This window comes from Variovorax sp. OV084, assembly GCF_900111625.1.
GTDB lineage: Bacteria > Pseudomonadota > Gammaproteobacteria > Burkholderiales > Burkholderiaceae_C > Variovorax.
Map to the genome: position 1 here is coordinate 507,854 of NZ_FOII01000002.1, position 21,292 is coordinate 529,145.

Consider the following 21,292-nt stretch of genomic DNA (forward strand, 5'->3'; position numbering starts at 1 on the left):
TCGTCTCCGCGTGAGCGCCGTTCAGCAACGGCGTGGTGATGCCGAAGGATCGATCCGCTCGAGAGAGTGAGGGTCGAGTTCGCCAGGCCAGTCAGCAGGCGATAGCGCACTCACGCGGCCACTGCCGGGGTTGAAGGCGGGCAGGCGGCCAAGCATGTGACCCAATGGAACCAAGGCCAAGCGCAACAGTTGTGCGCCCGTTTCCTTCAGGTCGTTGTGCCGCACCGCGACACCGAGCATCGCCATATGGACGCGCAGATGCAGAAGGAAGCGCGACTGCCCGATGACGTGTGCAAGTTCGAGCGCACGCCACCCTTGTGCGGTGTCGCCGTTTGCCAGTGCGGCGCGCGCGAATGACATTTCACGGTCAAAAGCCTGATGCTGAAGAGCTGGATTCATGCAGGCGATTGAAAGCCCCAAAGCCACTCCAGGGTCAAGAAGCAGCCTTGCGGCACGAGGGGTCGATGAAGCAGCCCACGAAGGCCTTTTCACACGCACGTCATCCTCAACCTTGCGGGATGCTGACCCGCCCGATCAGGTTCTGTTCACACGAGCCTCCTAGCATTCGTGCATGCTGCTCGCACGCATCCGTCGTTTTGCTGAGGCGCACTACAAGGCGTGGTGCGTTGCCGGCATCCTGCTGATCTTTCTGCAGCCGTTCATCGCAGTGCATTTCCGCTGCGACGGGCTGGAAGACGAGCCGATGCTGCGCTTGCGCAACCTCAGCGAAACCACGCAATTCGAAGCCGACGACCGTGCGGATCATTCGTCCGACCGCGAGACCACGGTGTTCACCCAGGCGCCGGCGAGCATCGACCACCCCGATGCCTTCAAGCTCGGGCTGAACACGCTGATGGCGATGGTGCTGGCAGTGCTGCCGCTGGCCGTGGCTGTCGCACGGCTGGTGGTACCCATCGTGCGCGAAGCGCCCGAACACGTGCCGCCGCACGGCGGTGCCCCGCCTCTCTCGCAGCCCTGGCGGCTTCTGCCGCCCACTGCTGCACCACCTTCCGGGATCTGAGACACGACGCCTCGCGCGTCTGGTGGTCCGCTGCTTCGCGCTGCGGGCTCCTGCGTCCCTCTCGAAAGGTTTGACCATGTCCGGATTTTTCTGGTGCGCGCGCCGCACCGGGTGCTGTCGCACGCCCATTGTTTTCTCCAGCTTGCCGAAGAAGGTGGCGCCATGAATGCGCTGAACCTCACACTCTTTCAATGGCTCACGGCCGGCAGCCAGCCGACGCCGTGGGTGCTGTCGGTTGCATCGGCCTTCGCGCTCTGGGGCAGCTGGCTGTGCGCGGGCGTGCTCGTTGTGGCGCTGTGGCGGCATCGCGCCGACCGGGCCTACCTTTGCATCGTGGCAGCGCTCGCGGGCTTCGCATCGATGGCCTCGCACGCGATTGCGCTGTCGCTCAACGCTCCGCGGCCCTTCATGCTGGGGCTGGCGCCTTCGTACATCGAGCATGCGGGTCGCGGCTCGCTGCCCAGCACGCACGCAACGGTGATGTTCATGGTGGCGCTGGCCTTCCTGCTGCGCCCCAGCCTGCGCAGGCTGAGCGTGCCGCTGCTGCTGCTGGCCGCCATCACCGGATGGGCGCGCGTCTACGTGGGCGTTCATTTCCCGCTCGACATCGCAGCCGGCCTGCTGCTCGCGGTCGCGATCGCAGGGCTGCTCGCCGCCGCGCAATGGATCGGGCACCGGCTCATTTCTTTTCCGGCGTCGCACGCTGGCCGCACGCGCGACGACAAGACAGCGGCCGCTTCTTTCTGGAGGCATCCATGATCTCCCCGACCAACGCCAGCAGGCATTCGCGCGCACCGGCCAGGCTGCAGCAGGCCGAGGCGCCAGCACCGCGCACGGCCACGCCGCTCGCATCGCCGGCCGGAGCGCGCAGCATCTCCTGCGTGATCCCCTGCTTCAACGAGGCGGCCAACCTGCGGCACCTGCTGCCACTGCTCGAAGACATCCTCTGGGCCACGCACATGCGCTGGGAGATCATCGTGGTGGACGACGGCAGCACCGACGACACCGCCGCGGTGGCCGAGGCGTGGTGCGAGCTCTCGGGCTTTCGCTGCATCTCTCTGTCGCGCAACTTCGGCAAGGAGGCCGCACTCACTGCAGGCCTTGCCGCTGCCACGGGCGATGCGGTGGTGCTGCTCGACGGCGACCTGCAGCATTCGCCGCAACTCATCCACACGATGGTCGCGCAGTGGGTGGCCGGCGCAGAGGTGGTGTATGCGGTGCGCGAAGAGCGCAGCGACGAGAGCCGCTTCAAGCAGATCGGCAGCCGGCTCTTCTACAGCCTCGTCAATTCGTCGGACCGCTTCGCCGTGCCCAAGGATGCGGGCGACTTCCGCCTGATGGACCGCAAGGTGGTCGATGCGCTCATGAGCCTTCCGGAGCGCAGCCGCTTCATGAAGGGGCTGTACGCCTGGGTAGGCTTTCGCGCAGTGGCGCTGCCTTACACGCCCGCACCGCGTGCGGAAGGCCGCAGCACTTTCAACGCACGCCGGCTGGTGCGCCTGGCCATCGACGGGCTCACCGCCTTCACCACCTGGCCGCTGCGCATGGTCAGCGTGGTGGGCCTGCTGCTGGCGTTGCCGGCCTTCGGCTATGGTGCCTTCGTGGCAATCGACCACCTGTTGTTCGGCAATGCCGTCTCGGGCTGGACCACCATCGTGGTGAGCCTGATGTTCTTCATCGGCATCCAGATGATCTCTACCGGCATCGTGGGCGAATACATCGCGCGCATCTACGAGGAAGTCAAGGGCCGCCCGCTGTATGTGGTGCGCGAAGAGCGCGGCACGGGGATCGAGACCGGCAAGCCATGAAGCAATTCGACTCTGCATGGCGGACCGTGCCCCGGCCGCTGTGGCTCATTGCCGCGCTCTTCGCGTGGCTGCTGGCCACCGCCTGGCTCCGTCCGCTGATGGCGCCTGACGAGGGCCGCTACGGCGGCGTCGCGCTCGCGATGCTGCACTCCGGCGACTGGCTGGTGCCTCGGCTCGACGGCCTGCCCTTCTTCCACAAGCCGCCGCTGTTCTACTGGATCGGCGCCGCCGCGATGGCGGTGACCGGGCCGGTGGAATGGGCGGCGCGACTGCCGTCCGTCCTGGGTGGTGGCGCAGCGGCGGCTTCGCTGTTCTTCTTCCTGCGCCGGTGGACGACGGTGCCGCAGGCGCTGCTGTCGACGGTGGTGCTGGTGACCACGCCCTTCTTCTTCCTGGGCGCGCAGTTCGCGAACCTCGACATGCTGGTGGCCGGCTGCATCTCTGCCACGGTGCTTCTGACGGCCGGCGCCGCAATGGCGAAGGAGCGCGGGGAACCATGGCAGGCGCTGCTGGCTGGCGCCTACCTGTTCGCCGCGGCCGGCTTGCTGGCCAAGGGCCTGATCGGCCTCGTGCTGCCCGCGATGGTGATCGCGATCTGGTGCGCGGCAACGCGCAGGCTCGCAACACTGCGGCTCGCGCTGTGGCTGCCCGGCTGGGCAATAGTGCTGGCGGTGGCCGGCCCTTGGTTCATCGCAATGCAGATGAAGTACCCGGAGTTCTTCGACTACTTCGTCATCACGCAGCACTTCCGGCGCTTTGCTTCGTCGGGCTTCAACAACGAGCATGGCTTCTGGTTCTACCTGCCGGTGCTCGCAGGCTTCACGCTGCCGTGGTTCGCGTGGGTGTTCGTGCCCAGGGGCAAGGACGGCACCGCGCGCCCCCGGCTCAGCGATGTCGACTGGTTGATGTGGATCTGGCTCGCAGTCATCGTGGTGTTCTTCTCGCTGCCGCGCTCCAAGCTCGTCGGCTACGTGCTGCCTGCCCTGCCGCCGCTGGCGTACCTGATCGCGCAGCGCGTGCTCGCCGGCCGCGTGCTGGAGACGCTGCTACCCAAGGTGCGCGCAATGGCGCTGGGGGCCGCCGCCGTGTGCATCGCCTGCGTGGTTGCCATTTCGATCCTTTCATCGCCGCCGGGCACACGGCTGCGGCTGCCGGCCGGGCAGGCGGTGGCGCCCGGCGACCAGGTGCTGATGCTCGACAGCTACTACTACGACATTCCCTTCTACTGGAACCTGCGCGGGCCGGTATTGGTGTCGGACGACTGGAAGGCGGCAGCGCTGGACACCCGCGACAACTGGCGCAAGGAGATCTCCGACGCCGGCCGCTTCGAGCCGGAGCGCGCGGCCCGCACGCTGATCGACCGCACGCAACTCGCGGCCACGCTGTGTCTGCCGCGCACCACATGGCTCGTCGCTTCGAACACGGCGCAGCTCACGCACCCTTGGCTCTTCCGCGCGCAACTGGTGGCGGTGAACGACGGCGTCGCCGTATGGCGTTTCGCAGGCAGCGCCACGAGCGACCCGCATTGCCTGGAAGCCACGCCCGCCCCGATCTCCGGAACGAACGGCGATGAGTGAGGCCTTGCGCTACCTCTGCATCTGCGCGGACGACTTCGGCATGAGCGCGGGCATCAACTCCGCCGTGTTCGACCTGGCCGAGCAGGGAAAAATCTCCGCGGCCAGCTGCATGGTGCGACGCGATGCCTGGCTGACCGGAACGAGGATGCTGCGGCGCATCGACCCGGCGCGGTTCGATACCGGCCTGCATCTGGATCTCACGCGGCCCGCCCGTGCTGGTGGCACCGAGCCCGGGCTCTTGGGGCTGCTCGCACGGACGTACACGCGCACGGTGTTCGCACCGGGGCTGCAGGCCGACATCCGCGACCAGCTGACGCGCTTCGAGGACGCCTTGGGCCGCGCGCCCGCCTTCGTCGACGGGCACCGGCACGTGCACCAGTTCCCGGTCGTACGCGATCTGCTGGTGGAGGAAATCGCGCGGCGCTATGCCGCGTCGCCGCCCTGGATCCGCAGCACGGCGCCGGGCTTGCGCCAGGGCCCCGAGCGGCTGAAGGCCCGGGTCATCCACGCACTGGGTGGCCCGCAGTTGGCCGCACTGGCCGCGCGGCGCGGCATTCCCGTGAGCACCCACCTGCTGGGCGTCTACGATTTTTCGGGCGACATGCAGCAACACGAGCAGCGCCTGTCCGAATGGATCTCGGCATGCAATACCGGCGACGTGCTCATGTGCCACCCCTCCGCCGGGATCGAGCCGGGCGACCCGCACGGCGCTGCCCGGTTGCGCGAGTACGCATTGCTGCGCGAACTGGTGCTGGCGGCGCAGGACGGCAGCAGCGGGATAGCGCTCGCGCCGCTCTCGCAACACCTGCAGCGAGGCTGACAAGCCGGTCGCGTAACATCCGCGCCACCCTCCCTCCGCGCCCCGCCCAATGCCCTCCCCGAAAAGCGCCGCCTTTCCCTCGGCGGTGCAAGCCGCCCTCCTGTTCGTGGCGCTGTTCCTCTGCGAGTTCGTCATTGGCGCAGCGCTGCGCGACGCCAACGGATGGCTGGAGCTCAACACCATGCAGATCGGTGTGCTTGCAGCCGTGCTGGGCAACGGCTGCGTGTTCGCGGTGGTGATGCACGCCCAGAAGCTCACGTACCGCGAGCTGTTCCACCAGTCGCCGGCTTCCGCCGGGGCAGTGCTCATGCTCGTGGTGCCGCCGGTGCTGCTGCTGGTGCCCGCGCTGCTGCTGACGATTACTTCCGCGCTCAACCTGCTGATGCGCGTTGTTCCGCTGTCGGCCTGGGAAGAATCGATGTTCAGCCGCATGGCCGACGGCAGCATCGCCGCCGTGCTCGCGGTGTGCGTGCTGGCGCCGCTGCTGGAGGAAATGCTGTTCCGCGGCATCGTGCTGCGCGGCTTCCTGCAGCGCTATCCGCGGGGGCAGGCAATCTTCATGTCGGCGCTGTTCTTCGGCGCGGCGCACATGAACATCTACCAGTTCGTGGTCGGCTTCGTGATGGGCACCGTGCTCGCGTGGCTGTACGAGCGCACGCGCTCGCTCATTCCGTGCATTGCGCTGCACGCCGCCTACAACATCACCACCTTGCTGCTGGCCGACTGGCTGGATGCTGCATCGCCCTCGCGCCTGCTCTGGGCCGTGCTGCTGGCACTGGCGGCAGCCGTGTGCGGCGTGCTGGCCTTGCGGGCGATGCTGGTGCCCCGCGCGGCGCGGGGCACTTCGGCCTGAACGTCCTCTAGCGAGACAGCGGCGGCAGTGGCTGCGCGTCGACCGCATCGCCATCGACGATGAAGTGCCCGCCCGCCACGTGGTGCAAGGTGCGCAGTTCGTCGTGCCCGGTGAAGTTCCAGCGACCGTTGGCAAACACGCGCTCATCGGCCTGCGCGGCGATCACCTCGCCAAGGAACAGGTCGTAGCGCTGCTGGATCGAGGGCTCGGGCAGCAGCCGGCATTCGAGCCAGGCCGCGCAGCCTTCGAGCAACGGCGCATCGGTGGCCGTGCCTGTGAAAGTCTCCAGCCCATAGGCGGCGAACTTGTCCTGCCCCGACTTCTCGACGATCTCGCGGCCAGAGCTGTTGCCCAGCGCCTCGGTCAGGTCGAGCTGAGCACGCACCGGCACCTGCAGCGCGAAGCTGCCGGCGCCTTCGAGCAGTTCGCGCGTCCAGGTACTCTTGTCGAGCACCACCGCCACCTTGGGCGGATCGAAGTCCAGCGGCATGGCCCAGGCCGCTGCCATGATGTTGCGCTGGCCGCCATGTGCAGCGCTCACTAGCACGGTGGGGCCGTGGTTCAGCAGGCGATAGGCTTTGTTCAGTGCAACAGGCTGGCGGTGAGAGGCGATCATGGGCGAGATTGCTCAGGTTGGGATTCGTCCGCGGGGCAGCCGGCGGACGGTGACTGGGCGGATGCGCAACGCATTGGCGCCGGTCACGGCGAAATCGTACCTGTCATGCGCCCAGCTCGCATCCCACTATCGAGCCTTCGACACATGTGACGCAAGAACCGCCGATGCGAATGCGCCCGCCTGCATCCACGTTCACTTCGATGCGTCCATCCCGACCGACACAGCGCCCCTGGGTCGCAAGGTAGTCCTTTCCATCGGTGGGCAACAGGCCTCGCGCCCACAGGAATGCGGCCACGCTGCCGTTGCCGCTTCCGCACACGGGGTCTTCCGTCACGCCGCACGAAGGCGCAAAGGTGCGAACTTCTATTGCGGCATCTCCGGCCTGATGCGGTCCGAACACTGTCAGGCCCGTAACGCCCAGGCGGCGTTCGAGATCAGCCAGCTTCGCAAGATCCGGATGCAAGCCGATGACGCTGCCCGCATCGTCCATGTGTGCGATGAGCCAGACCGGCCCCACATTCACGATGGCCGGTTCAATCTTCAACTTGCTTCCGAGAATCGACTCCAGCTCTGCCAGATCTGCCTTGCCCAAGGCGTCCAACCTTGCCGGTGGCAGCGCGAAGCTCAGGCGGCGGTTGTCACCTGTTTGCCCAACTGTCAGCTCGACAAGACCGATGCTGCACTCCTGAACCAATCGCCCACTGCTGCGCGGCACGACACGTCCAGACTCCAGCACCGCATGAGCGCTGCCGAGCGTGGGATGACCGGCAAAGGGAAGCTCGCTGCGTGGAGTGAATATCCGCAATCGATAGTCGGCCTCCCCCGACGAGGGCGGAAGCACGAAGGTCGTCTCCGACAGATTGGTCCAGCCCGCTATGGCCTGCATCTCGCCGGTATCGAGCCCTTCGGCATCGAGGACCACCGCAACCGGGTTACCCAGGAAAGGCCTGGAGGTGAAGACATCGACCACTCTGTAGGATCGTTTCATGATTCGGCTTCCTATCGCTCGCCCGCGACTACGCCATCGATTTCTGTCGCCTCGATTCCGTACTTCGCCATCCGTGCTCGATGATCGGCCGTGCCCAGGTACGCTCGAAGCTCCCTATTCACCACCTGCACAAACTCCTGATTCTTCTTGTTGAACGAGAAGGCCCCGACAGGGAGCCGTCCGCCCTCGCTGTTTTCATTCGCAACCACCTCCACGTCCTTGTGGGTCGCTGCGAGAGCGCGGCTGCCGACCGTGGTGCTCACGTATGCGTCGATCTTCCCCGCCAGCAGCGCGGCAATTGCGTCAGGCTGGTCCTTGAACGTCACGATCCGGTCTTCAGCGACACCCGAAGACTTCGCCGAGTCGATCTGCACGGTGCTAACGACGGCCCCCAGCCGGGCATCGCTACTTGACGCTATTGCCTTGTAGCCCGTCAGTGCCTTCGGATTTCCGCGCGGAACCAGGAACCCATCGCCGATTGCCCAGACCGGCTCGCTGAACGTGACCTGCCTGGCACGTTCGGGCGTCACGAAGATCGGCACGTTCATGTCCCAGCGGCCCTCCTGCACACCGGGCAAGAGTTCCCCGAAGGAGGTGAGATGGTGCTCGATGCTCGAAACTCCGATGGCCCGAAGCACTGCATCGGCCAGTTCGATGTCTGCTCCGGTTGCGGCCCGGTCCGGGCCTGTCCAGTAGAAAGGCGGCTCTTCGATGTATGCGATTCGTACTTTCATGCTTTGCTCGACTTTCCAAAAGAGAAACACACGGCTCTTCTTTCTGTCACTCACGCTGCAGCGGCATCGAGGCTCGATGAAAGAGCAGCCAACGCCGCCCCCAGACGCGCTGGAGGCAGATACCCGAAGCCCAACCGGAACACCCTGTCGCTTTCACCAAACCACTTGCCCGACGCTAGCTGCAAGTCGTGCTGAGGCAGCAGGTTCCAGAAGCGCGAGACGGCAGCATCGTCGAACGCATCGGCGCGTAGCCTGAGGCAGCACAGCGCGCCGCCCTCCGGCCTTATCCACTCGATGCGCCTTTGCTCACCCTGACACCAATCCGACAGTTCCTGCAGGGCGCCAGCAAGAAGCCGGCGTCTCGGCGCAAGCACGCGTTCCCTGTGGCGCAACAACGCAGCAGCGAGTGTTTCATCGAGAACCGATCCGGAGATCACGGTGTTCATCTTCGCGATCATGAGGCGTGACCTGAGCTCGGCGTCCGCAACCGTGAGCCAACCGGTCCGCAGCCCCGGCGCGCCGAGCGCCTTAGAAACAGATGCACCGGTAACGATGCGCGGATCGAGACTTGCGAAGCTCTCGGCCGCCGCGTCGTCTCCGTAAGTGGCCTCGCGATAGGTCTCGTCGATGAAGAGAAGCGCATCCGGAGACAGGCGCTCCATCAATCCTAGGAGCTTCTCGACATCGGCGCGAGAGGTGCGAACACCGCTCGGGTTCTGGGGAGAGGCGATGCTCACCAGCTTTGTCTTCGATGTCAGATTCGCCTCGATCTGATTCAGGTCCAAGCGGTAGCCGCTCTCGAACGAAAGCTTCACCTCGCGTACGATCACGCCGGCCCCCAGGAGACAGTCGCGACTGGGCGGAAAGCACGGTGTCGCCAGCACCGCCTCGTCGCCGGAACGGCAGACTTCGAACGCAAGCAGGAAAAGCCCCAGCGCCGTGCCTTGCGTCGTGATGACGTGTTCTGCCGAAACCTTGCAGGCATCCGCGATCTCCTGGCGAAGAGCGAGTGCACCGGCAGACGTTCCATAGCCAAGCTTCAGGTCGCGAATGTTTTCCAGGCCGGGGAGGTCCAGCAACTCGCCGAGGCTCAGGTCCTGCGACGTGCTTTCCGCCAGGTTGAACGGACGGTTCACATCGAGAAGAGAAATGATCTCGTTATAGGGAAACCTTCCACGCCACACCGAAGGAGTTGTCTCTCGCAGGTTGGCTCGCCGGCCATCGGCAAGACTCTCTTGAACAGCTGTCATTCTTTCGCCTCGATCCCGTTTTCAATACTGGAACGGGCGAATCGTATCGAGCCGGAGGCAACCGCAACAGCCACAGTTTTGTGCTTTCTCGACCAGCACAGTTCGCTTGGCAAAGCGCACTCATGCAATCGACAATCGCACTCGTCTTCACGATGAGCGCAACCATGGACGTGCACGCACCCTACCGATACGAACAGCTGGCCGACCTCATCGTCGACATGATCGACAACGGCGCGCTTTCCCCAGGGATGCGCGTTCCGTCCGTTCGCGCCATCAGCGAGCAGCATCGGATCAGCATTGCGACTGCACTGCAGGCATATCGCATGCTCGAGGACCAGGGGATTCTTGTGGCGAGGCCGCAGTCGGGCTTCTACGTTTCGAATGCGCGCCATGCAGCATTCGCCCTGCCTTCCACCTCCCGGCCTCGCGCGAGGGCATCGACCGTTTCGATCAGCGGTGTTGTTGCAACCTTGCTCGAGCACGCCTCGAACATGTCGCTCGTTCCGCTCGGATGCGCAGTGCCCGATGCGGGCTTGCTGCAGTCGCAGCGGCTCGACTTCACGCTCGCACGCATGGCGCGCCAGCACGGTTCGCGTCACAACGTCTACAGCCCGCCGCGCGGCGAACCCAGCCTGCGCCGCGAGATCGCGAAGCGGTCGATGCGCATCGGGCACGCGCTCTCTCCGGACGACGTGCTCATCACCAGCGGCTGCACCGAGGCGCTGACGCTCGCACTCGGCGCCGTGGCCAAGCCGGGCGACACGATAGCCGTCGAATCACCCACCTACTTCGGGCTACTGCACACCCTCGAGGTTCTGGGCCTGAAGGCGCTGGAACTGCCGACGGACCCAACTCGTGGCGTCGACATCGCGGCGCTGGCGCGCCTGCTCGGAAAAGAGCCAGTAGCGGCCTGCGTGCTTTCGTCGAGCTTCAACAATCCATTGGGGTCCGCGATGGCTGAAGCAGACAAGAGGTCGCTGCTCGCGCTGCTGTCGGAACACTCCATCCCCTTGATCGAAGACGACGTGTATGGCGACATCCACTTTGGCCGCGACAGACCCAAGCCATTCATCGCGCTGGCTCGGAGCGCCAACAGGGTCATCTACTGCAGCTCCTTCTCGAAGAGCCTTGCGCCGGGATACCGGGTCGGCTGGATCGTGCCTGGCGCCTATTCGCAGCAGGTGATGGAGCGCAAGCTGGCGTTCAGTCTTTGCAGCCCGGTCTTGCCGCAACTCACGGTTGCGGAGTTCCTGGCGAGCAACGCCTATGACATTCATCTGCGCCGGGTGCGGCGCATCCTCGAGGAAAACCTCACGCGCATGGTGCGTGCGATAGAGGCCAGTTTTCCGGCCGAGACAAAAGTGAGCCGGCCCGCTGGCGGCTTCATGCTCTGGCTTGAGCTTCCCAAGCAGTTCGACTCGCGCGCGCTGTTCGAAGAAGCGCTGGAGCATGGCATCTGCTTTGCGCCCGGCGATGTGTTCTCTGCAAGCCGGCGCTTTCGCAACTGCCTGCGGCTGAGCGCCGGGCATGCGTGGACCGAGCGGATTGATGCCGGCGTACGGCGGCTGGGGCGGCTTGCGCGGGCGCTGCTTGATCGGTGAGCGGTGGCTGGTGCTGCGCACATCGCGCATGCGCGGGTCGTAGGCGCTTGACCTGCGTGGCTATACTGCGCCCGTCACGTCAAAAACAGGCGTGATCGGGATTGGCGTCCCGCGCAATCACTGCGACGCAAGCCGCAGTTACCCCGCAGGGTCTGCGGCTTTGTCGTTCGTGCCTCCAGTTTTGGCGGCTCGACGGGAGGGCTCGCGCCCTGCCGGTTTCACGCAAGTGATTGCCCGGTACGCCAACCCGTCGAGCTGCCGCCCTCAATTGGCGTTGAGTGCGTCGGTTTCAGCAAACCGCAATCACTTGGAGGCCATTCATGGCTGCATCCGCTCGCGCGTCCGCGCAAGTCTCTTCATTTCCCGAATCTTCTGAAGCCACCAGCGTTGAATCGCTTGCGCTGCAAGCCTGCGATGACATCGACAGCCTTCACGAGATGCAGCGTGCATATGCCGGCCTCGAAAAGCTCATCGCTCCGCAGAAGGTGAACGATGCGGAAGAGGTTCATCCGACCCGTACCGAACTCGGCGCGCTGGTCCGGGTGGTCAATGAGGAATTGCAGCGGCGGATCGAAACGGCCGACATCACAATTCAATCGTTGCGTGCCGCCTTGTGTGAAGGCGGTGCGCGCTAGATGTGAAACGCCGCCAGCCCACCCACCACAAGCCCCGCAGCCGCCACACCGAACATCGCCCGCTCCAGCCACTTCTTCTTCGTCAGCAGCGCAATGGCAGCCAGCGCAATCGACACCTGCAGCACAGTAGTCGCCTGGGCCCACCGATGGTGCTGGTGCATCTGCTCGTCAGACTGCGCATCCCACCGGCTCGCCTCCGCCTCCAGCTTCTTCGCCTCGGTCTGGATGTCGGTCTTCTCCTGCTCGTAGCGCGCTACCTTGACCTGCCAGCCCTGCCTGCGGGTGTCGTCGGTCGCGGTGTCGCGCGCGAACTCGGCCAGTGCCTGCTTGGTGCTCTTCGACTGGAAGTAATTCCACTGGTTAGATGCCTCGGTCTTCTTGATCGCGGCGTTGTTCTTGTAGAGGCCGGCGTTGGCCTGCGTGGCCCCGCCCATGTACGAGAAGATCGCGCCGACGGTGGCGATCACGGCGGTGCACACCGCGATCTTGCTCGTCATGCTCATGCCGCCGGAATGCGCTGCTGCTGCGTCGTCATGGCCACCGCCATGGCCGCCTGATGCAGCGTGTTCCAGTTCGTGGTCGTGCGGGCCGTGCACGTGAAAGCCGTGTCCTGACATGGGATCCTTGCTGAAATATGGTTTTTAGGGCGCGCGCGAGTATGCACGGTCGCGCGCCGGTATCTCCCTGCTCCGTCAGGTTCCGGTCCGCTACCCATTGCCAGCATGAAGCGACAACAACAAACTTGCCCATGACCGCAGAAACTCCCCCGATGCCCACGCCCACGACCGCCCCACGCCGCCCTGGCCTAGCCGACGTCGTCGCGGGCGTCTCCATCGCGGGCCTGCTGCTGCCCGAGGCGGTCGCTTATTCGGGCATAGCGGGGCTGCCACCGCAGGCCGGCGTGATCGCGCTGTTCGCGGGGCTGCTGGTGTACGGCCTCTTCGGCAGCAGCCGCTTCGCGATCGTCTCGGCCACTTCGTCTTCCGCCGCGGTGCTGTTCGCGGCCACGATGTCGGTGACGGGTGTCGATGCGGTCACGCGGCTGGCGTTGGGCGCGGGCATCGTGCTGCTGGCCGGGGTGTTCTTCGTGATTGCGGGCATCGCCCGACTCGGCGCTGTGTCTAGCCTGATCGCCAAGCCGGTGCTGCGCGGCTTCGCACTGGGGCTGGCGCTCACCATCGTGGTCAAGCAGTTGCCCAAGGTGCTCGCGGTGCAGCCGGTGCACAGCGATTTCTTCCGCCTTGCCGCGGGGCTGGTGGCCGAATGGCGGCACTGGAACCTTGCGGGCGCGGCCATGGCGCTTGTCGCGCTGGTGCTTCTGCGCGGCCTGGCGCGATGGCGCGCGGTGCCGGCGGCCCTGCTGGTGATCGTGGCCGGTATCGTGCTCGACGTGAATGGCCTATGCCATGCCTGGGGCGTGGCGGCGGTGGGGCCGATCTCGCTCGACTTCTCGCACCCGGGTGTGCCGCAGCTCGACCGGGAACAGTGGCAGAGCCTCGGCGGGCTGGCCTTCGCGATGGCGCTGATCCTCTATGCCGAGTCTTACGGGTCTATCCGCACCTTTGCGATGCGCCACGGCGACAACGTGTCGGCCAACCGCGACCTGCTGGCGCTCGGCGGCGCGAACCTGCTGTCGGCGCTGTTCCAGGGCATGCCGGTGGGTGCGGGCTACTCGGCCACGTCGGCCAACGAATCGGCCGGTGCGAAGACTCGCACGGCCGGCATCGTAGCGGGGCTGGTGGTGCTGGTGGCGGTGCTCACGCTGCTGCCGTGGATCGCGCATACGCCCGAGCCGCTGCTGGCGGCCATCGTGATCCACGCGGTGAGCCACACGCTGAGCCCGGCGGCGCTGCGGCCGTACTTCCAGTGGCGGCGCGACCGGCTGGTGGCGCTGGTGGCGATTGCCGCGGTGCTGCTGCTGGGCGTGCTCAACGGGCTGCTGGCTGCCATCGGCGTGAGCCTGCTGTTGCTGCTGCGCGGCTTCTCGCGCACCACCGTGAGCTGGCTCGGGCGGCTGGGCCAGAGCCACGACTTTGTAGACACGGCCCGCCACCCCGAGGCCGTGGTGCCGCCTGGCGTGCTGATCGCGCGGCCCGATGTGCCCTTGTTCTTCGGCAATGCGGATGCAGTGTTCGCATCGATCCGCGCACGCATCGACGCGACGCCGGGCCTGCAGCGCATGGTGCTGAGCCTGGAAGAGTCGGCGGACCTCGACGCGACCAGCATCGAGGCGCTGTGCGACTTCGCAGCCTATGTGCGCGTGCGCGGCGCGCGCCTGTCGCTGGCGCGCGTGAAGGATGACCTGCGCGACCTGCTGGCCAAGGTGAACTCGCCCGATTTGCACGCCGACGTGTACGCGCCTTGGAGTGTGGACGACGCGGTGCAACCGCAGGTTGCCGCCTGAGCTCGCTCGAGAGGCAGGCGCCTCAACCCGCCAGAAAGTCCGGCTGGCGAAACTTCTTTTCAAGAAACTGCCCGTTGGCCACCAGCGCGGCTGCATCGCTCGAAGCGACGTTGGCAACGATCTCGCGCAGCTTTGCATCGAGCAGGCCCAGTTGCTCGCCGAGCAACTGGCGCGCGGTCTTGCCGTCCTTCACCGCATGGGTGATGCGAAAGGCCGGCGGCAGCGCGACGTAGTTGGCGAGCGTTTCGGGCAGGTAGCGCAGCACGGTCTCGCGCACGGTGAACAGGTCGTCGCCATGCGAGCCCGTACCGACGAGGCGCGGCAGCACTTCGCCCACCGAGCCGCGCACGTTGTCGAGGCTCTTGCGCATGTCTTCGGTGAGGTGCGGCTGCGCCTGCGCGACCACGCGGTCGAGGCGCTCCAGCGTCTGCTCGACGCTGAGGCTGTCTTCGATGCGGCGTTCGAGTTCAGGTGCCCTGCGGCCCAGCAGCCAGCCGGCCACGTACAGGCCGGCAGTGATCAGCAGCCAACCGGTGTCGATGACGCCGGCAAACAGCAGTGCCGGCCCCAGCAGCGCCAGCGCGCAGCCGAGGATGTTGCCGTTGCCGTAGAGAAACAGCAGCGCGCGCAGTTTGAGCGAGCGCTCCGGCATCACTGGTAGCCCCGGATTTCCTTGAACACCTGCCCCAGCTGCAGCTTGCGGCCGTCGAACTCGCGCCCGCCCGAGAGCTGCGCGATCTCCTGCATCTCGCTCACGTTGGCCTCGCCGAAGAGGATGGGGAAGATGCGCGCGGGCAGGCCGCCCGCGGCATAGCGCTCGCGGAACTCGCGCGGCTTCAGGCCCGCGTTGTTCTCGCCGTCGGTCAGCAGCACGATGCTCACGAAGCGGTCGGGTTCGCGCTGCTGTTCCTTGCGTGCCACTTCTTCGGCGGCAGCGAGCGCCGAATAGATGGCCGTGCCGCCGTTGGCAGTCATCGCGTCGGCCTGCTCGCGCAGCGTGGCGCGGGCCGCGTCGATCCGGTCGGCATCGAAGCGCACCCACACCGGCTCCTGCACCTCGGTTGAGAAGGTGATGAGCACCACGCGCTCGCGGCTCTGGAAGGCGCTATAGCGAGCGCTTGCGGTGGTGGCCTCGTCGGCGCCCGAAAGCAACTTGAGCGCCTCGCGCATCGAGGCCAGTCGCTTGCCCGCCATCGAGCCGCTGAGGTCGAGCACGAAGATCGAGGTGGCGGGCTTGCGCCATTTCGACTGGTAGGTGCCGAGCACCGCGTCGATCACCTCCAGCCGGTTGGGAAAGCCCAGCTCGGCCACGGCGGCGGTGGGCAAGGCGCCGGCGGCGGCAACCTCGGGGTTGGCGGGGCGCAGAAAGGCAGCCGAGAGCGCATCGCGCTGGAACGGCGCGGCCTTCAGCGTGGCGACCAGCTGGGTGTAGGCCTCGCGCTTGTCGGCGTTGAGCAGCATCAGCGGGTAGTCGGCCGAGATCATGCCGTCGCGCGGGTAGATCAGCGTGAGCTGGTCGGCGGCGGGCAGCTTCTCGTTGGCGCGCAGGATCACGGCTTCGTAGTTGACCATCGCGTCGATGGCCGACGGGTCCTTGATGTAGGCATCGGCCAGCCAGCCCGAGCTGCCGGCGGTGAGCTTCTGGCCGGAGAGAAAGGCCTTCAGCGTTTTCTCGTCCACGTCTTGCGCGGTCAGGTCTTCGGTCTTGCCCGCGAGCGCGGAGGCCACGGCGAACAGCGCGCTCATGCCGGTGTTGGAGCTGGTGGCGTTGGTCATGCCGTAGCGCAGCTGGCCTGCGCCCGCGGCCCTCGCGATTTCGGCCCAGCCCGGCGGTTTCCTGTTCCACCCGAGCTGCGCGGCCTTGGCGCTCTTCACGCCAAGCGCGATGCGCGAATAGAAGAGCTTGTCGCGCGCCAGCGGCTTGGTCTGCAGCGCGAGCGCGGGGTACGCGCCGTTGGGCGGCAGGATCGCGTCGAAGCGCTCGCCAGCGTTGATGCGCTCGACGATATCGAGCGTGCCGGCGTACGAGAGCTTCACGTCCACGCCGGCTGCCTTTGCGGCGGCGACGATGGGGGCTTCGAGGTCTTTGAGTTCGGAGCCCGCGAGGATGGTGAAGGTCGCGGTGGCTTGCGCGGCCGGCGCGGCGTTCATCGCCTGTGGCGGCTCTTCCTTGCCACAGGCCGCGAGGCCCAGCACCACAGCCGTCAGAGCTAGCAGCCGGGTCAGCAGACTCACAGCGCGACCTCGCCGCGCGGCGACTGCAGCGCCTCGGTCGTTTCCTGGCGGCGCACGCGGTCGAGATAGGTGCGGCTCTTGGCGACTTCATTCGTCAGCGTGTCCACCGTGGTCTGCATGGAGTCGAGCGCCTTGCTCTTGAAGTCGGCGATCGTGTCCATGGTCTGGTAGATGTTGGCGAAGGCCTGCTGCAGCTTGGCGATCTCGATGGTGCTGGAGGCCGCCTGCTGGTGGATGGCACTGCTCTGGTCGCGCAGCATCTCGCTGGTGCTGGCAATGAGGTTGCCGGTGGTGGCGTTGAGCGCGCTGATCTGGTCGAGCACCAGCTTCTGGTTGGACAGCGCCTGCGCCACGATCACTGCGGTGCGCAGCGCGGCCACGGTGGTGGTGGTGGCGCGGTCCACGCCCTTCATCAGCTCCAGGTTGTTCTTGCGGATCATGTCCAGCGCGAGATAGCCCTGGATGTTCACCGCGAGCTGCGTGAGCAGGTCGGTGACCTTCTGGCGCGAATAGAACAGCATTTCCTCGCGGATCACGCGGGCCTTCTCGGGGTCGGTGGTTTCCAGCGCGCGGGCCTTGGCGTCGAGCTGGCTGTCGAGCGCCTTGCCGATGTGCACGTATTTCTCGAGCCGTTCCATCAGCGTCCAGAGGTTGACCTTTTCCTGCTCGATGGCGGTGTTGTCGCGCAGCAGCTCGTCCTTGCCGCGCTTGAGCGATTCGATGATGGCGTTCAGGTGCGTCTGCGACGACTGGTAGCGCTCGAAGTACGCCAGCAGCTTGTTGCCCAGCGGAATGATGCCGAGCAGCTTGCGCGCCGAGAACAGGTCGCCCTGCTTCGAGGGGTCGAGGTCTTCCACCTGGTGGCGCAAGTCGATCAGCGACTGGCCGATCTGCGCGCCCTTGTCGAACAGGCCGTTGCGCAGCGAACCCACGGGCCGGTCGAGCATGCGGTTGGAGACCGATGCAGAGGCCTCGATGTCCTTGTTGCCCATCGAGTGGATGCGCTCCACGGCCTCTTTGAACTGCGGATGCTGGCTGTCGTGTGCGGTGATGTCGTCGATGAAGCGCGCCACCTGCGCGTCGAGCTCGGCCACGTCCTCGGGCTTCAGGCGCACCTTGCCGCTGGCCGACTCGACCGGCACCAGGGCAACGGGCGCGGGCGGTTCGAGCGTGAAGGCCTGCGGCGGCTGCAGGTCGATGGGCGCGGGGGCCGTTGCGGTGGTGGTGGTTGCGGTGACAGGCGCGTTCATGAATGCGTTCCTTGGTTCAGTCGTTCGGTCGTTCACTTGAAGCGGGCTTCGATGCCCGTGGTCATTCGCTCGAGCCACTCGAAGCTCGGCGGGTCGATCACGTCGACCAGCACGTCGGGCACCTTCACGCCGCGCGCGGCCCAGGTTTCGGGGCCCTTGGCGTCGCCGCCGGTGCGGTAGCCGTATTCGTGCGCGAGCTCGCGCAGGGCCGGGTCGTTTTCCAGCGCCGCTCCGAGCCGCGCGCCGCCGGGCGTGTAGGGCACCAGCACGTGCTTCGAATAGACGGTGGGCTTGGGGTAGAGCAGCACCATGTCGCTCTTGAGCCGGTCGGGGTTCTTCAGCCAGAACTCGATCATTTGCGACTCGTAGGCCACCAGCAGCGGCGCCTTGCCCATGCCGAGCGCGAGATAGTCTTCGAACGGCCCGGCCGACGATTGCTCCTGGAAGCCCTGGCGCAGGAACAGCGGTGCAACCACGGGCATGACGCGGTCCACGTCTTCCTGGCTCTGCACGATCTGCTGGCTGTTGGCGAGGTAGCTCGCGAGCGCGAGGTACATTGCCGCCGAGTTGGAGGTGCGCACGTCGGTCGAGTTGATGAGCAGCGACTTGCTGGTGGAAAACGCGCTGCTGGCCTTGAGCTCCTTCCAGCGCGTGCCCTTCTCGATCATGGCCATCAGGCCCGGCAGGTCGACCACGTAGTAGAAGTCGCCCTGCTTCTGCGCGATGCCGTTGGCCACGAGGATCTCGGCAATCGGCCGCCAGCTGGCCAGCACGATGGGCGTGTAGAACGGGTTGAAGACGTTAGGCGCCTTGGCGAGCGTCTTGAGCTGCGCCGCAGCGGGCGCGCCCGAGGGAAAGCCGAAGTCGAACTTGGTGGCGTCGTAGCGGCTGGCAATGGCACGCGAACCGGCCTTCTCGACGGTGACGGTGATGTCCTGCGCCGCCAGCGCCTTCTGCACGCGCGGGTCGGCAAAGAAGGTTTCTTTTTCGGAGCCGATCAGGCCCCGCAGCGTGACCTGTTTCTGCTGCTCGATGCGCGCGGCGGCGGCGGTGGCCGATTCATCGTGCAGGCGGGTGTTCGAATACCAGACGCCGGACCCGACCGCGGCCAGCAGGACGACGGCCAGCGCTGGTGCGATCAGCTTGCGGATTTCCAAATCTCATGCTCCTCTCCCCCTGTGAACGGGGGTAGAGAAACATGCTAACTACCGAATATGACGGTTTGTGACAGTCAGATGTCGGTGGCTATTTCCTGGGTAATGCGCAGGAATTTCTCGATGTCGGCGACGGAATTGCAATGCAGCGGCGACACCCGAACGGTGCCCGCGAGCCCGAAGGATTCGAGCATGCGCTTCGAGTAGATGCTGGTTGCCACACGCTCGTAGACGGTCACGCCGCGCTTGCCGTACTCGACCACCGCCTGCGTGCAGTCGATACGGTCGAAGCCGATGCCCAGGATCAGGTCGCGCTTGGTCAGGTCTTCGTGATCGAGGAAGACGTTGACGCCCTTCATCTCCCGCATGCCGGTGGCGTTCGCGTTGCCGTCGAGCAGCAGTGCCAGCAGCGCGCGCTCGTGCAGTTCGATGTGCGTGATGCCGGCGATGAACAGTGCGCGCCGGTCGGTGGCGTCGCTGAAGTGGCCGCCCAGCCAGCAAACGTAGTCGACGATTTCCGTGAGCACCGCGAACTGCCACGGCGCCGCGCTGCCCAGGTCCCAGTAGTCGGGCTTCTTGCCCGCCAGCTTGTGGTGCGGCAGCACGGCCGCGCGCTCGGACACCCACGAGAGCCCCGAGCCCCGGCAGCCGAAGAACTTGTAGGGCGCGAGGTTGATGCCGTCCACCGGCGTCTTCTGCAGGTCGATGAGGCCGTGCGGCGCGTGCTGCACGGCGTCGACCAGGATGTACAGGTCGGGCTTGATCTCGCGCGCGCGGCGCACGATTTCGGCCATGTCGAGCTTGGCGCCGGAGATGTTCGACGCGTAGATCACGTTGAGCAGGCAGGTATCTTTGTCGACCAGTCGCACGATCTCTTCCACGTCGACGCCACCGGTGACGGGGTTGCTCTGCGCCACGCGCAGCTCGCGGCCGAGGCGCTGGGCGTAGAGGCTCATCGCGTCGAAGGCCGACGGATGTTCGAGCACGGTGGTGACCATGTTCGTGCCCGGCACGTTCTCCGCGATGGCGCGCACCATGTCGAACATGGCGCCCGAGGCGCTGAACGAGGCGTACACGCTGCCGCCCGTGGCATTGAGGATGGTGCGCAGGTCGGCGCTGCCCTTGGCCTGGATGTTCTGCAGCTCGACGGCCGTGGCGTGGATGCGCTCGGCGTTGTCGGGAATGGCATCGACCTGCGCGAAGCGCTCGACCGCGGCCTTGAGGCGGAACGAGCCGCCGGCGTTGTCGAAGTACAGGCGCTCGCGGCCGTGGTGGTCATGGTCGACCTGCAGGAAGCGCGCTTTCACCTCGCGCATCAGCGCATCGGAAAAGGCCTGGCCGCGGTCGGGATCAGGAAGCTGGAGAGTCATCGCTCAGACGCCCTTGTTGTTCGGGTTCTTGTAGATCTCGCGCACCGCATCCGTCATCGGGAAGTTGAGGTTCGCGTTCTTCGGCGGGATCGGCGACATGAACCACTTGGTGTAGAGCTGCTCGATGGCGCCCGACTTCATCAGGCCCGTGACGGTCTCGTCGACGAGTGCCTTGAACTGCGGGTCGTCCTTGCGCAGCATGATCCCGTAGGGCTCCTGGCGCAGCGATTCCTTCAGGATCTTGTAGTCGCCCGGGTTGGTCGCGCTGGCGATCATGCCGGCGAGCTGCACGTCGTCGAGCACATAGGCGTCGGCGCGGCCGGTGGACAGCAGCAGGAAGCCGTCGGAGGTGTCCTTGCCGGCGATCTCGTTCACTTCGATGGTGCCGCTCTTGCGCGCGCCGCGCAGCAGCTGGATCGAGGTGCTGCCCGAGACGGTGGCCACGTTCTTGCCGTTGAGGTCGCCCAGTGCATTGATGCCCGAAGCCTTCTTCACGGCGGCGGTGATGTTGGTGACGAAGTGGCTGGGCGCGAAGTCGACCTGCTGCTGGCGCTGCGTGGTGTTTGTGGTGGTGGCGCAGTCGAGGTCGACGGTGCCGTTCTGCAGCAGCGGAATGCGGTTGGTCGAGTTGAGCATGGTGTAGCGCACCTCGATCTTGGCCAGGCCCAGCTTGGCCTTCACGGCGTCGACGATCTTCAGGCAGATGTCGTTGGTGAAGCCGATGGGCGCGCTGTCGGCGCTGAGCTTGTACGAGAACGGGATCTGGCTGTCGCGCGCGCCGATCTGGATCGTGCCGCTCTCCTTGATCTTCTGCAGCGTGCCGCCGTCCTGGGCACTGGCGGCGCCGCAGGTGAAGGCAAAGACAAGTCCGAGCGCGAGGGGCAGTTTCTTGAAGTCCATGGAGAGTTCCTTGAAGAGTCGATGACGTTGGTCGAACGCGGTGGTTTTGGCGAATCTTCTGCCTCGCAATGAATTT

The 21,292-nt window shown here is 65.9% G+C and carries 21 protein-coding genes; 9 read left to right on the forward strand and 12 right to left on the reverse strand.

Annotation, left to right across the window (positions count from 1 at the left end; all coding sequences use genetic code 11):
* Positions 1–21: 21 nt before the first annotated feature.
* Positions 22–399, reverse strand: a complete 378-nt coding sequence (locus BMW87_RS08710) for a DUF3703 domain-containing protein (RefSeq protein WP_093048810.1) — start codon at positions 397–399, stop codon at positions 22–24.
* A gap of 172 nt (positions 400–571) precedes the next feature.
* Between BMW87_RS08710 and BMW87_RS08715 the strand changes: the two genes are divergently transcribed.
* The 6 genes from BMW87_RS08715 to BMW87_RS08740 all read left to right on the forward strand — a co-directional run bounded on the left by BMW87_RS08715 (position 572) and on the right by BMW87_RS08740 (position 6,079).
* On the forward strand, positions 572–1,021 hold the full coding sequence (locus tag BMW87_RS08715; RefSeq protein WP_093075800.1) for a hypothetical protein: 450 nt from the start codon (positions 572–574) through the stop codon (positions 1,019–1,021).
* Positions 1,022–1,183: 162 nt separating this feature from the next.
* Positions 1,184–1,780, forward strand: a complete 597-nt coding sequence (locus BMW87_RS08720) for a phosphatase PAP2 family protein (protein WP_093075802.1) — start codon at positions 1,184–1,186, stop codon at positions 1,778–1,780.
* Entirely contained in the window at positions 1,777–2,829 is a 1,053-nt protein-coding gene (locus BMW87_RS08725) for a glycosyltransferase family 2 protein (protein ID WP_093075803.1), read from the forward strand. Before BMW87_RS08720 ends, BMW87_RS08725 begins: the two co-directional genes overlap by 4 nt.
* Positions 2,826–4,406, forward strand: coding sequence for an ArnT family glycosyltransferase (locus tag BMW87_RS08730; RefSeq protein ID WP_093075804.1), 1,581 nt, complete (start codon positions 2,826–2,828; stop codon positions 4,404–4,406). Before BMW87_RS08725 ends, BMW87_RS08730 begins: the two co-directional genes overlap by 4 nt.
* Positions 4,399–5,226: a ChbG/HpnK family deacetylase gene (locus BMW87_RS08735; protein WP_093075806.1), complete on the forward strand. Its 828-nt coding sequence runs from the start codon at positions 4,399–4,401 to the stop codon at positions 5,224–5,226. Before BMW87_RS08730 ends, BMW87_RS08735 begins: the two co-directional genes overlap by 8 nt.
* Before the next feature lie 49 nt (positions 5,227–5,275).
* Positions 5,276–6,079 (forward strand): CPBP family intramembrane glutamic endopeptidase, encoded by an 804-nt coding sequence (locus tag BMW87_RS08740; protein WP_093075807.1) that lies wholly within the window; start codon positions 5,276–5,278, stop codon positions 6,077–6,079.
* Between the two features lie 7 nt (positions 6,080–6,086).
* On the opposite strand, the gene BMW87_RS08745 is transcribed toward BMW87_RS08740, so the two are convergent.
* The 4 genes from BMW87_RS08745 to BMW87_RS08760 form a co-directional block, all read right to left on the reverse strand.
* A complete protein-coding gene (locus BMW87_RS08745) occupies positions 6,087–6,695 on the reverse strand; it encodes a flavin reductase family protein (RefSeq protein WP_093075809.1) in 609 nt (202 codons plus the stop codon).
* 103 nt (positions 6,696–6,798) lie between these two features.
* On the reverse strand, positions 6,799–7,683 hold the full coding sequence (locus BMW87_RS08750; protein ID WP_093075810.1) for a PhzF family phenazine biosynthesis protein: 885 nt from the start codon (positions 7,681–7,683) through the stop codon (positions 6,799–6,801).
* An 11-nt stretch (positions 7,684–7,694) separates the two neighbouring features.
* Positions 7,695–8,417: a transporter substrate-binding domain-containing protein gene (locus BMW87_RS08755; protein ID WP_093076073.1), complete on the reverse strand. Its 723-nt coding sequence runs from the start codon at positions 8,415–8,417 to the stop codon at positions 7,695–7,697.
* Between the two features lie 50 nt (positions 8,418–8,467).
* On the reverse strand, positions 8,468–9,667 hold the full coding sequence (locus tag BMW87_RS08760) for a pyridoxal phosphate-dependent aminotransferase (protein WP_093075812.1): 1,200 nt from the start codon (positions 9,665–9,667) through the stop codon (positions 8,468–8,470).
* A gap of 164 nt (positions 9,668–9,831) precedes the next feature.
* On the opposite strand from BMW87_RS08760, the gene BMW87_RS08765 reads away from it, so the two are divergent.
* Together BMW87_RS08765 and BMW87_RS08770 are read left to right on the forward strand one after the other, a co-directional pair.
* Positions 9,832–11,268: an aminotransferase-like domain-containing protein gene (locus tag BMW87_RS08765; protein WP_093076075.1), complete on the forward strand. Its 1,437-nt coding sequence runs from the start codon at positions 9,832–9,834 to the stop codon at positions 11,266–11,268.
* 320 nt (positions 11,269–11,588) lie between these two features.
* The gene (locus BMW87_RS08770; RefSeq protein ID WP_093075813.1) at positions 11,589–11,903 is read left to right on the forward strand and encodes a hypothetical protein; all 315 of its coding nucleotides are present in this window, start codon (positions 11,589–11,591) and stop codon (positions 11,901–11,903) included.
* Here the strand turns inward: BMW87_RS08770 and BMW87_RS08775 are convergent.
* Positions 11,900–12,520: a DUF4337 domain-containing protein gene (locus BMW87_RS08775; RefSeq protein ID WP_093048790.1), complete on the reverse strand. Its 621-nt coding sequence runs from the start codon at positions 12,518–12,520 to the stop codon at positions 11,900–11,902. The genes BMW87_RS08770 and BMW87_RS08775 overlap by 4 nt on opposite strands.
* Positions 12,521–12,651: 131 nt before the next feature.
* Here BMW87_RS08775 and BMW87_RS08780 point away from each other — a divergent pair, with 131 nt between their 5' ends.
* A complete protein-coding gene (locus BMW87_RS08780) occupies positions 12,652–14,307 on the forward strand; it encodes a SulP family inorganic anion transporter (RefSeq protein WP_093075815.1) in 1,656 nt (551 codons plus the stop codon).
* A 22-nt stretch (positions 14,308–14,329) separates the two neighbouring features.
* Here BMW87_RS08780 and BMW87_RS08785 read toward each other — a convergent pair whose 3' ends face one another.
* From BMW87_RS08785 to BMW87_RS08810, 6 genes are all read right to left on the reverse strand, one after another.
* Positions 14,330–14,959 carry a hypothetical protein gene (locus BMW87_RS08785; RefSeq protein WP_093048775.1) on the reverse strand — a complete coding sequence of 210 codons (630 nt, stop codon included), beginning with the start codon at positions 14,957–14,959 and terminating at the stop codon, positions 14,330–14,332.
* Entirely contained in the window at positions 14,959–16,542 is a 1,584-nt protein-coding gene (locus tag BMW87_RS08790) for a vWA domain-containing protein (RefSeq protein ID WP_256216701.1), read from the reverse strand. The genes BMW87_RS08785 and BMW87_RS08790 overlap by 1 nt, the downstream gene beginning before the upstream one ends.
* Positions 16,539–17,792: a toxic anion resistance protein gene (locus tag BMW87_RS08795; protein WP_093075818.1), complete on the reverse strand. Its 1,254-nt coding sequence runs from the start codon at positions 17,790–17,792 to the stop codon at positions 16,539–16,541. The genes BMW87_RS08790 and BMW87_RS08795 overlap by 4 nt, the downstream gene beginning before the upstream one ends.
* 32 nt (positions 17,793–17,824) lie before the next feature.
* The gene (locus tag BMW87_RS08800; RefSeq protein ID WP_093075819.1) at positions 17,825–18,949 is read right to left on the reverse strand and encodes a hypothetical protein; all 1,125 of its coding nucleotides are present in this window, start codon (positions 18,947–18,949) and stop codon (positions 17,825–17,827) included.
* Between the two features lie 74 nt (positions 18,950–19,023).
* Positions 19,024–20,316: an aminotransferase class V-fold PLP-dependent enzyme gene (locus tag BMW87_RS08805; RefSeq protein ID WP_093075821.1), complete on the reverse strand. Its 1,293-nt coding sequence runs from the start codon at positions 20,314–20,316 to the stop codon at positions 19,024–19,026.
* Between the two features lie 3 nt (positions 20,317–20,319).
* A complete protein-coding gene (locus BMW87_RS08810) occupies positions 20,320–21,216 on the reverse strand; it encodes a transporter substrate-binding domain-containing protein (protein ID WP_093048764.1) in 897 nt (298 codons plus the stop codon).
* Between the last annotated feature and the right edge of the window lie 76 nt (positions 21,217–21,292).

Coding starts and splice junctions, on each gene's coding strand:
- BMW87_RS08770 (WP_093075813.1), top strand. CDS start 11,589: ATGGCTGCATCCGCTCGCGCGTCCGCGCAAGTCTCTTCATTTCCCGAA.
- BMW87_RS08785 (WP_093048775.1), bottom strand. CDS start 14,959: ATGCCGGAGCGCTCGCTCAAACTGCGCGCGCTGCTGTTTCTCTACGGC.
- BMW87_RS08715 (WP_093075800.1), top strand. CDS start 572: ATGCTGCTCGCACGCATCCGTCGTTTTGCTGAGGCGCACTACAAGGCG.
- BMW87_RS08740 (WP_093075807.1), top strand. CDS start 5,276: ATGCCCTCCCCGAAAAGCGCCGCCTTTCCCTCGGCGGTGCAAGCCGCC.
- BMW87_RS08780 (WP_093075815.1), top strand. CDS start 12,652: ATGACCGCAGAAACTCCCCCGATGCCCACGCCCACGACCGCCCCACGC.
- BMW87_RS08710 (WP_093048810.1), bottom strand. CDS start 399: ATGAATCCAGCTCTTCAGCATCAGGCTTTTGACCGTGAAATGTCATTC.
- BMW87_RS08720 (WP_093075802.1), top strand. CDS start 1,184: ATGAATGCGCTGAACCTCACACTCTTTCAATGGCTCACGGCCGGCAGC.
- BMW87_RS08760 (WP_093075812.1), bottom strand. CDS start 9,667: ATGACAGCTGTTCAAGAGAGTCTTGCCGATGGCCGGCGAGCCAACCTG.
- BMW87_RS08810 (WP_093048764.1), bottom strand. CDS start 21,216: ATGGACTTCAAGAAACTGCCCCTCGCGCTCGGACTTGTCTTTGCCTTC.
- BMW87_RS08750 (WP_093075810.1), bottom strand. CDS start 7,683: ATGAAACGATCCTACAGAGTGGTCGATGTCTTCACCTCCAGGCCTTTC.
- BMW87_RS08795 (WP_093075818.1), bottom strand. CDS start 17,792: ATGAACGCGCCTGTCACCGCAACCACCACCACCGCAACGGCCCCCGCG.
- BMW87_RS08730 (WP_093075804.1), top strand. CDS start 2,826: ATGAAGCAATTCGACTCTGCATGGCGGACCGTGCCCCGGCCGCTGTGG.
- BMW87_RS08805 (WP_093075821.1), bottom strand. CDS start 20,316: ATGACTCTCCAGCTTCCTGATCCCGACCGCGGCCAGGCCTTTTCCGAT.
- BMW87_RS08775 (WP_093048790.1), bottom strand. CDS start 12,520: ATGTCAGGACACGGCTTTCACGTGCACGGCCCGCACGACCACGAACTG.
- BMW87_RS08745 (WP_093075809.1), bottom strand. CDS start 6,695: ATGATCGCCTCTCACCGCCAGCCTGTTGCACTGAACAAAGCCTATCGC.
- BMW87_RS08735 (WP_093075806.1), top strand. CDS start 4,399: ATGAGTGAGGCCTTGCGCTACCTCTGCATCTGCGCGGACGACTTCGGC.
- BMW87_RS08755 (WP_093076073.1), bottom strand. CDS start 8,417: ATGAAAGTACGAATCGCATACATCGAAGAGCCGCCTTTCTACTGGACA.
- BMW87_RS08765 (WP_093076075.1), top strand. CDS start 9,832: ATGGACGTGCACGCACCCTACCGATACGAACAGCTGGCCGACCTCATC.
- BMW87_RS08725 (WP_093075803.1), top strand. CDS start 1,777: ATGATCTCCCCGACCAACGCCAGCAGGCATTCGCGCGCACCGGCCAGG.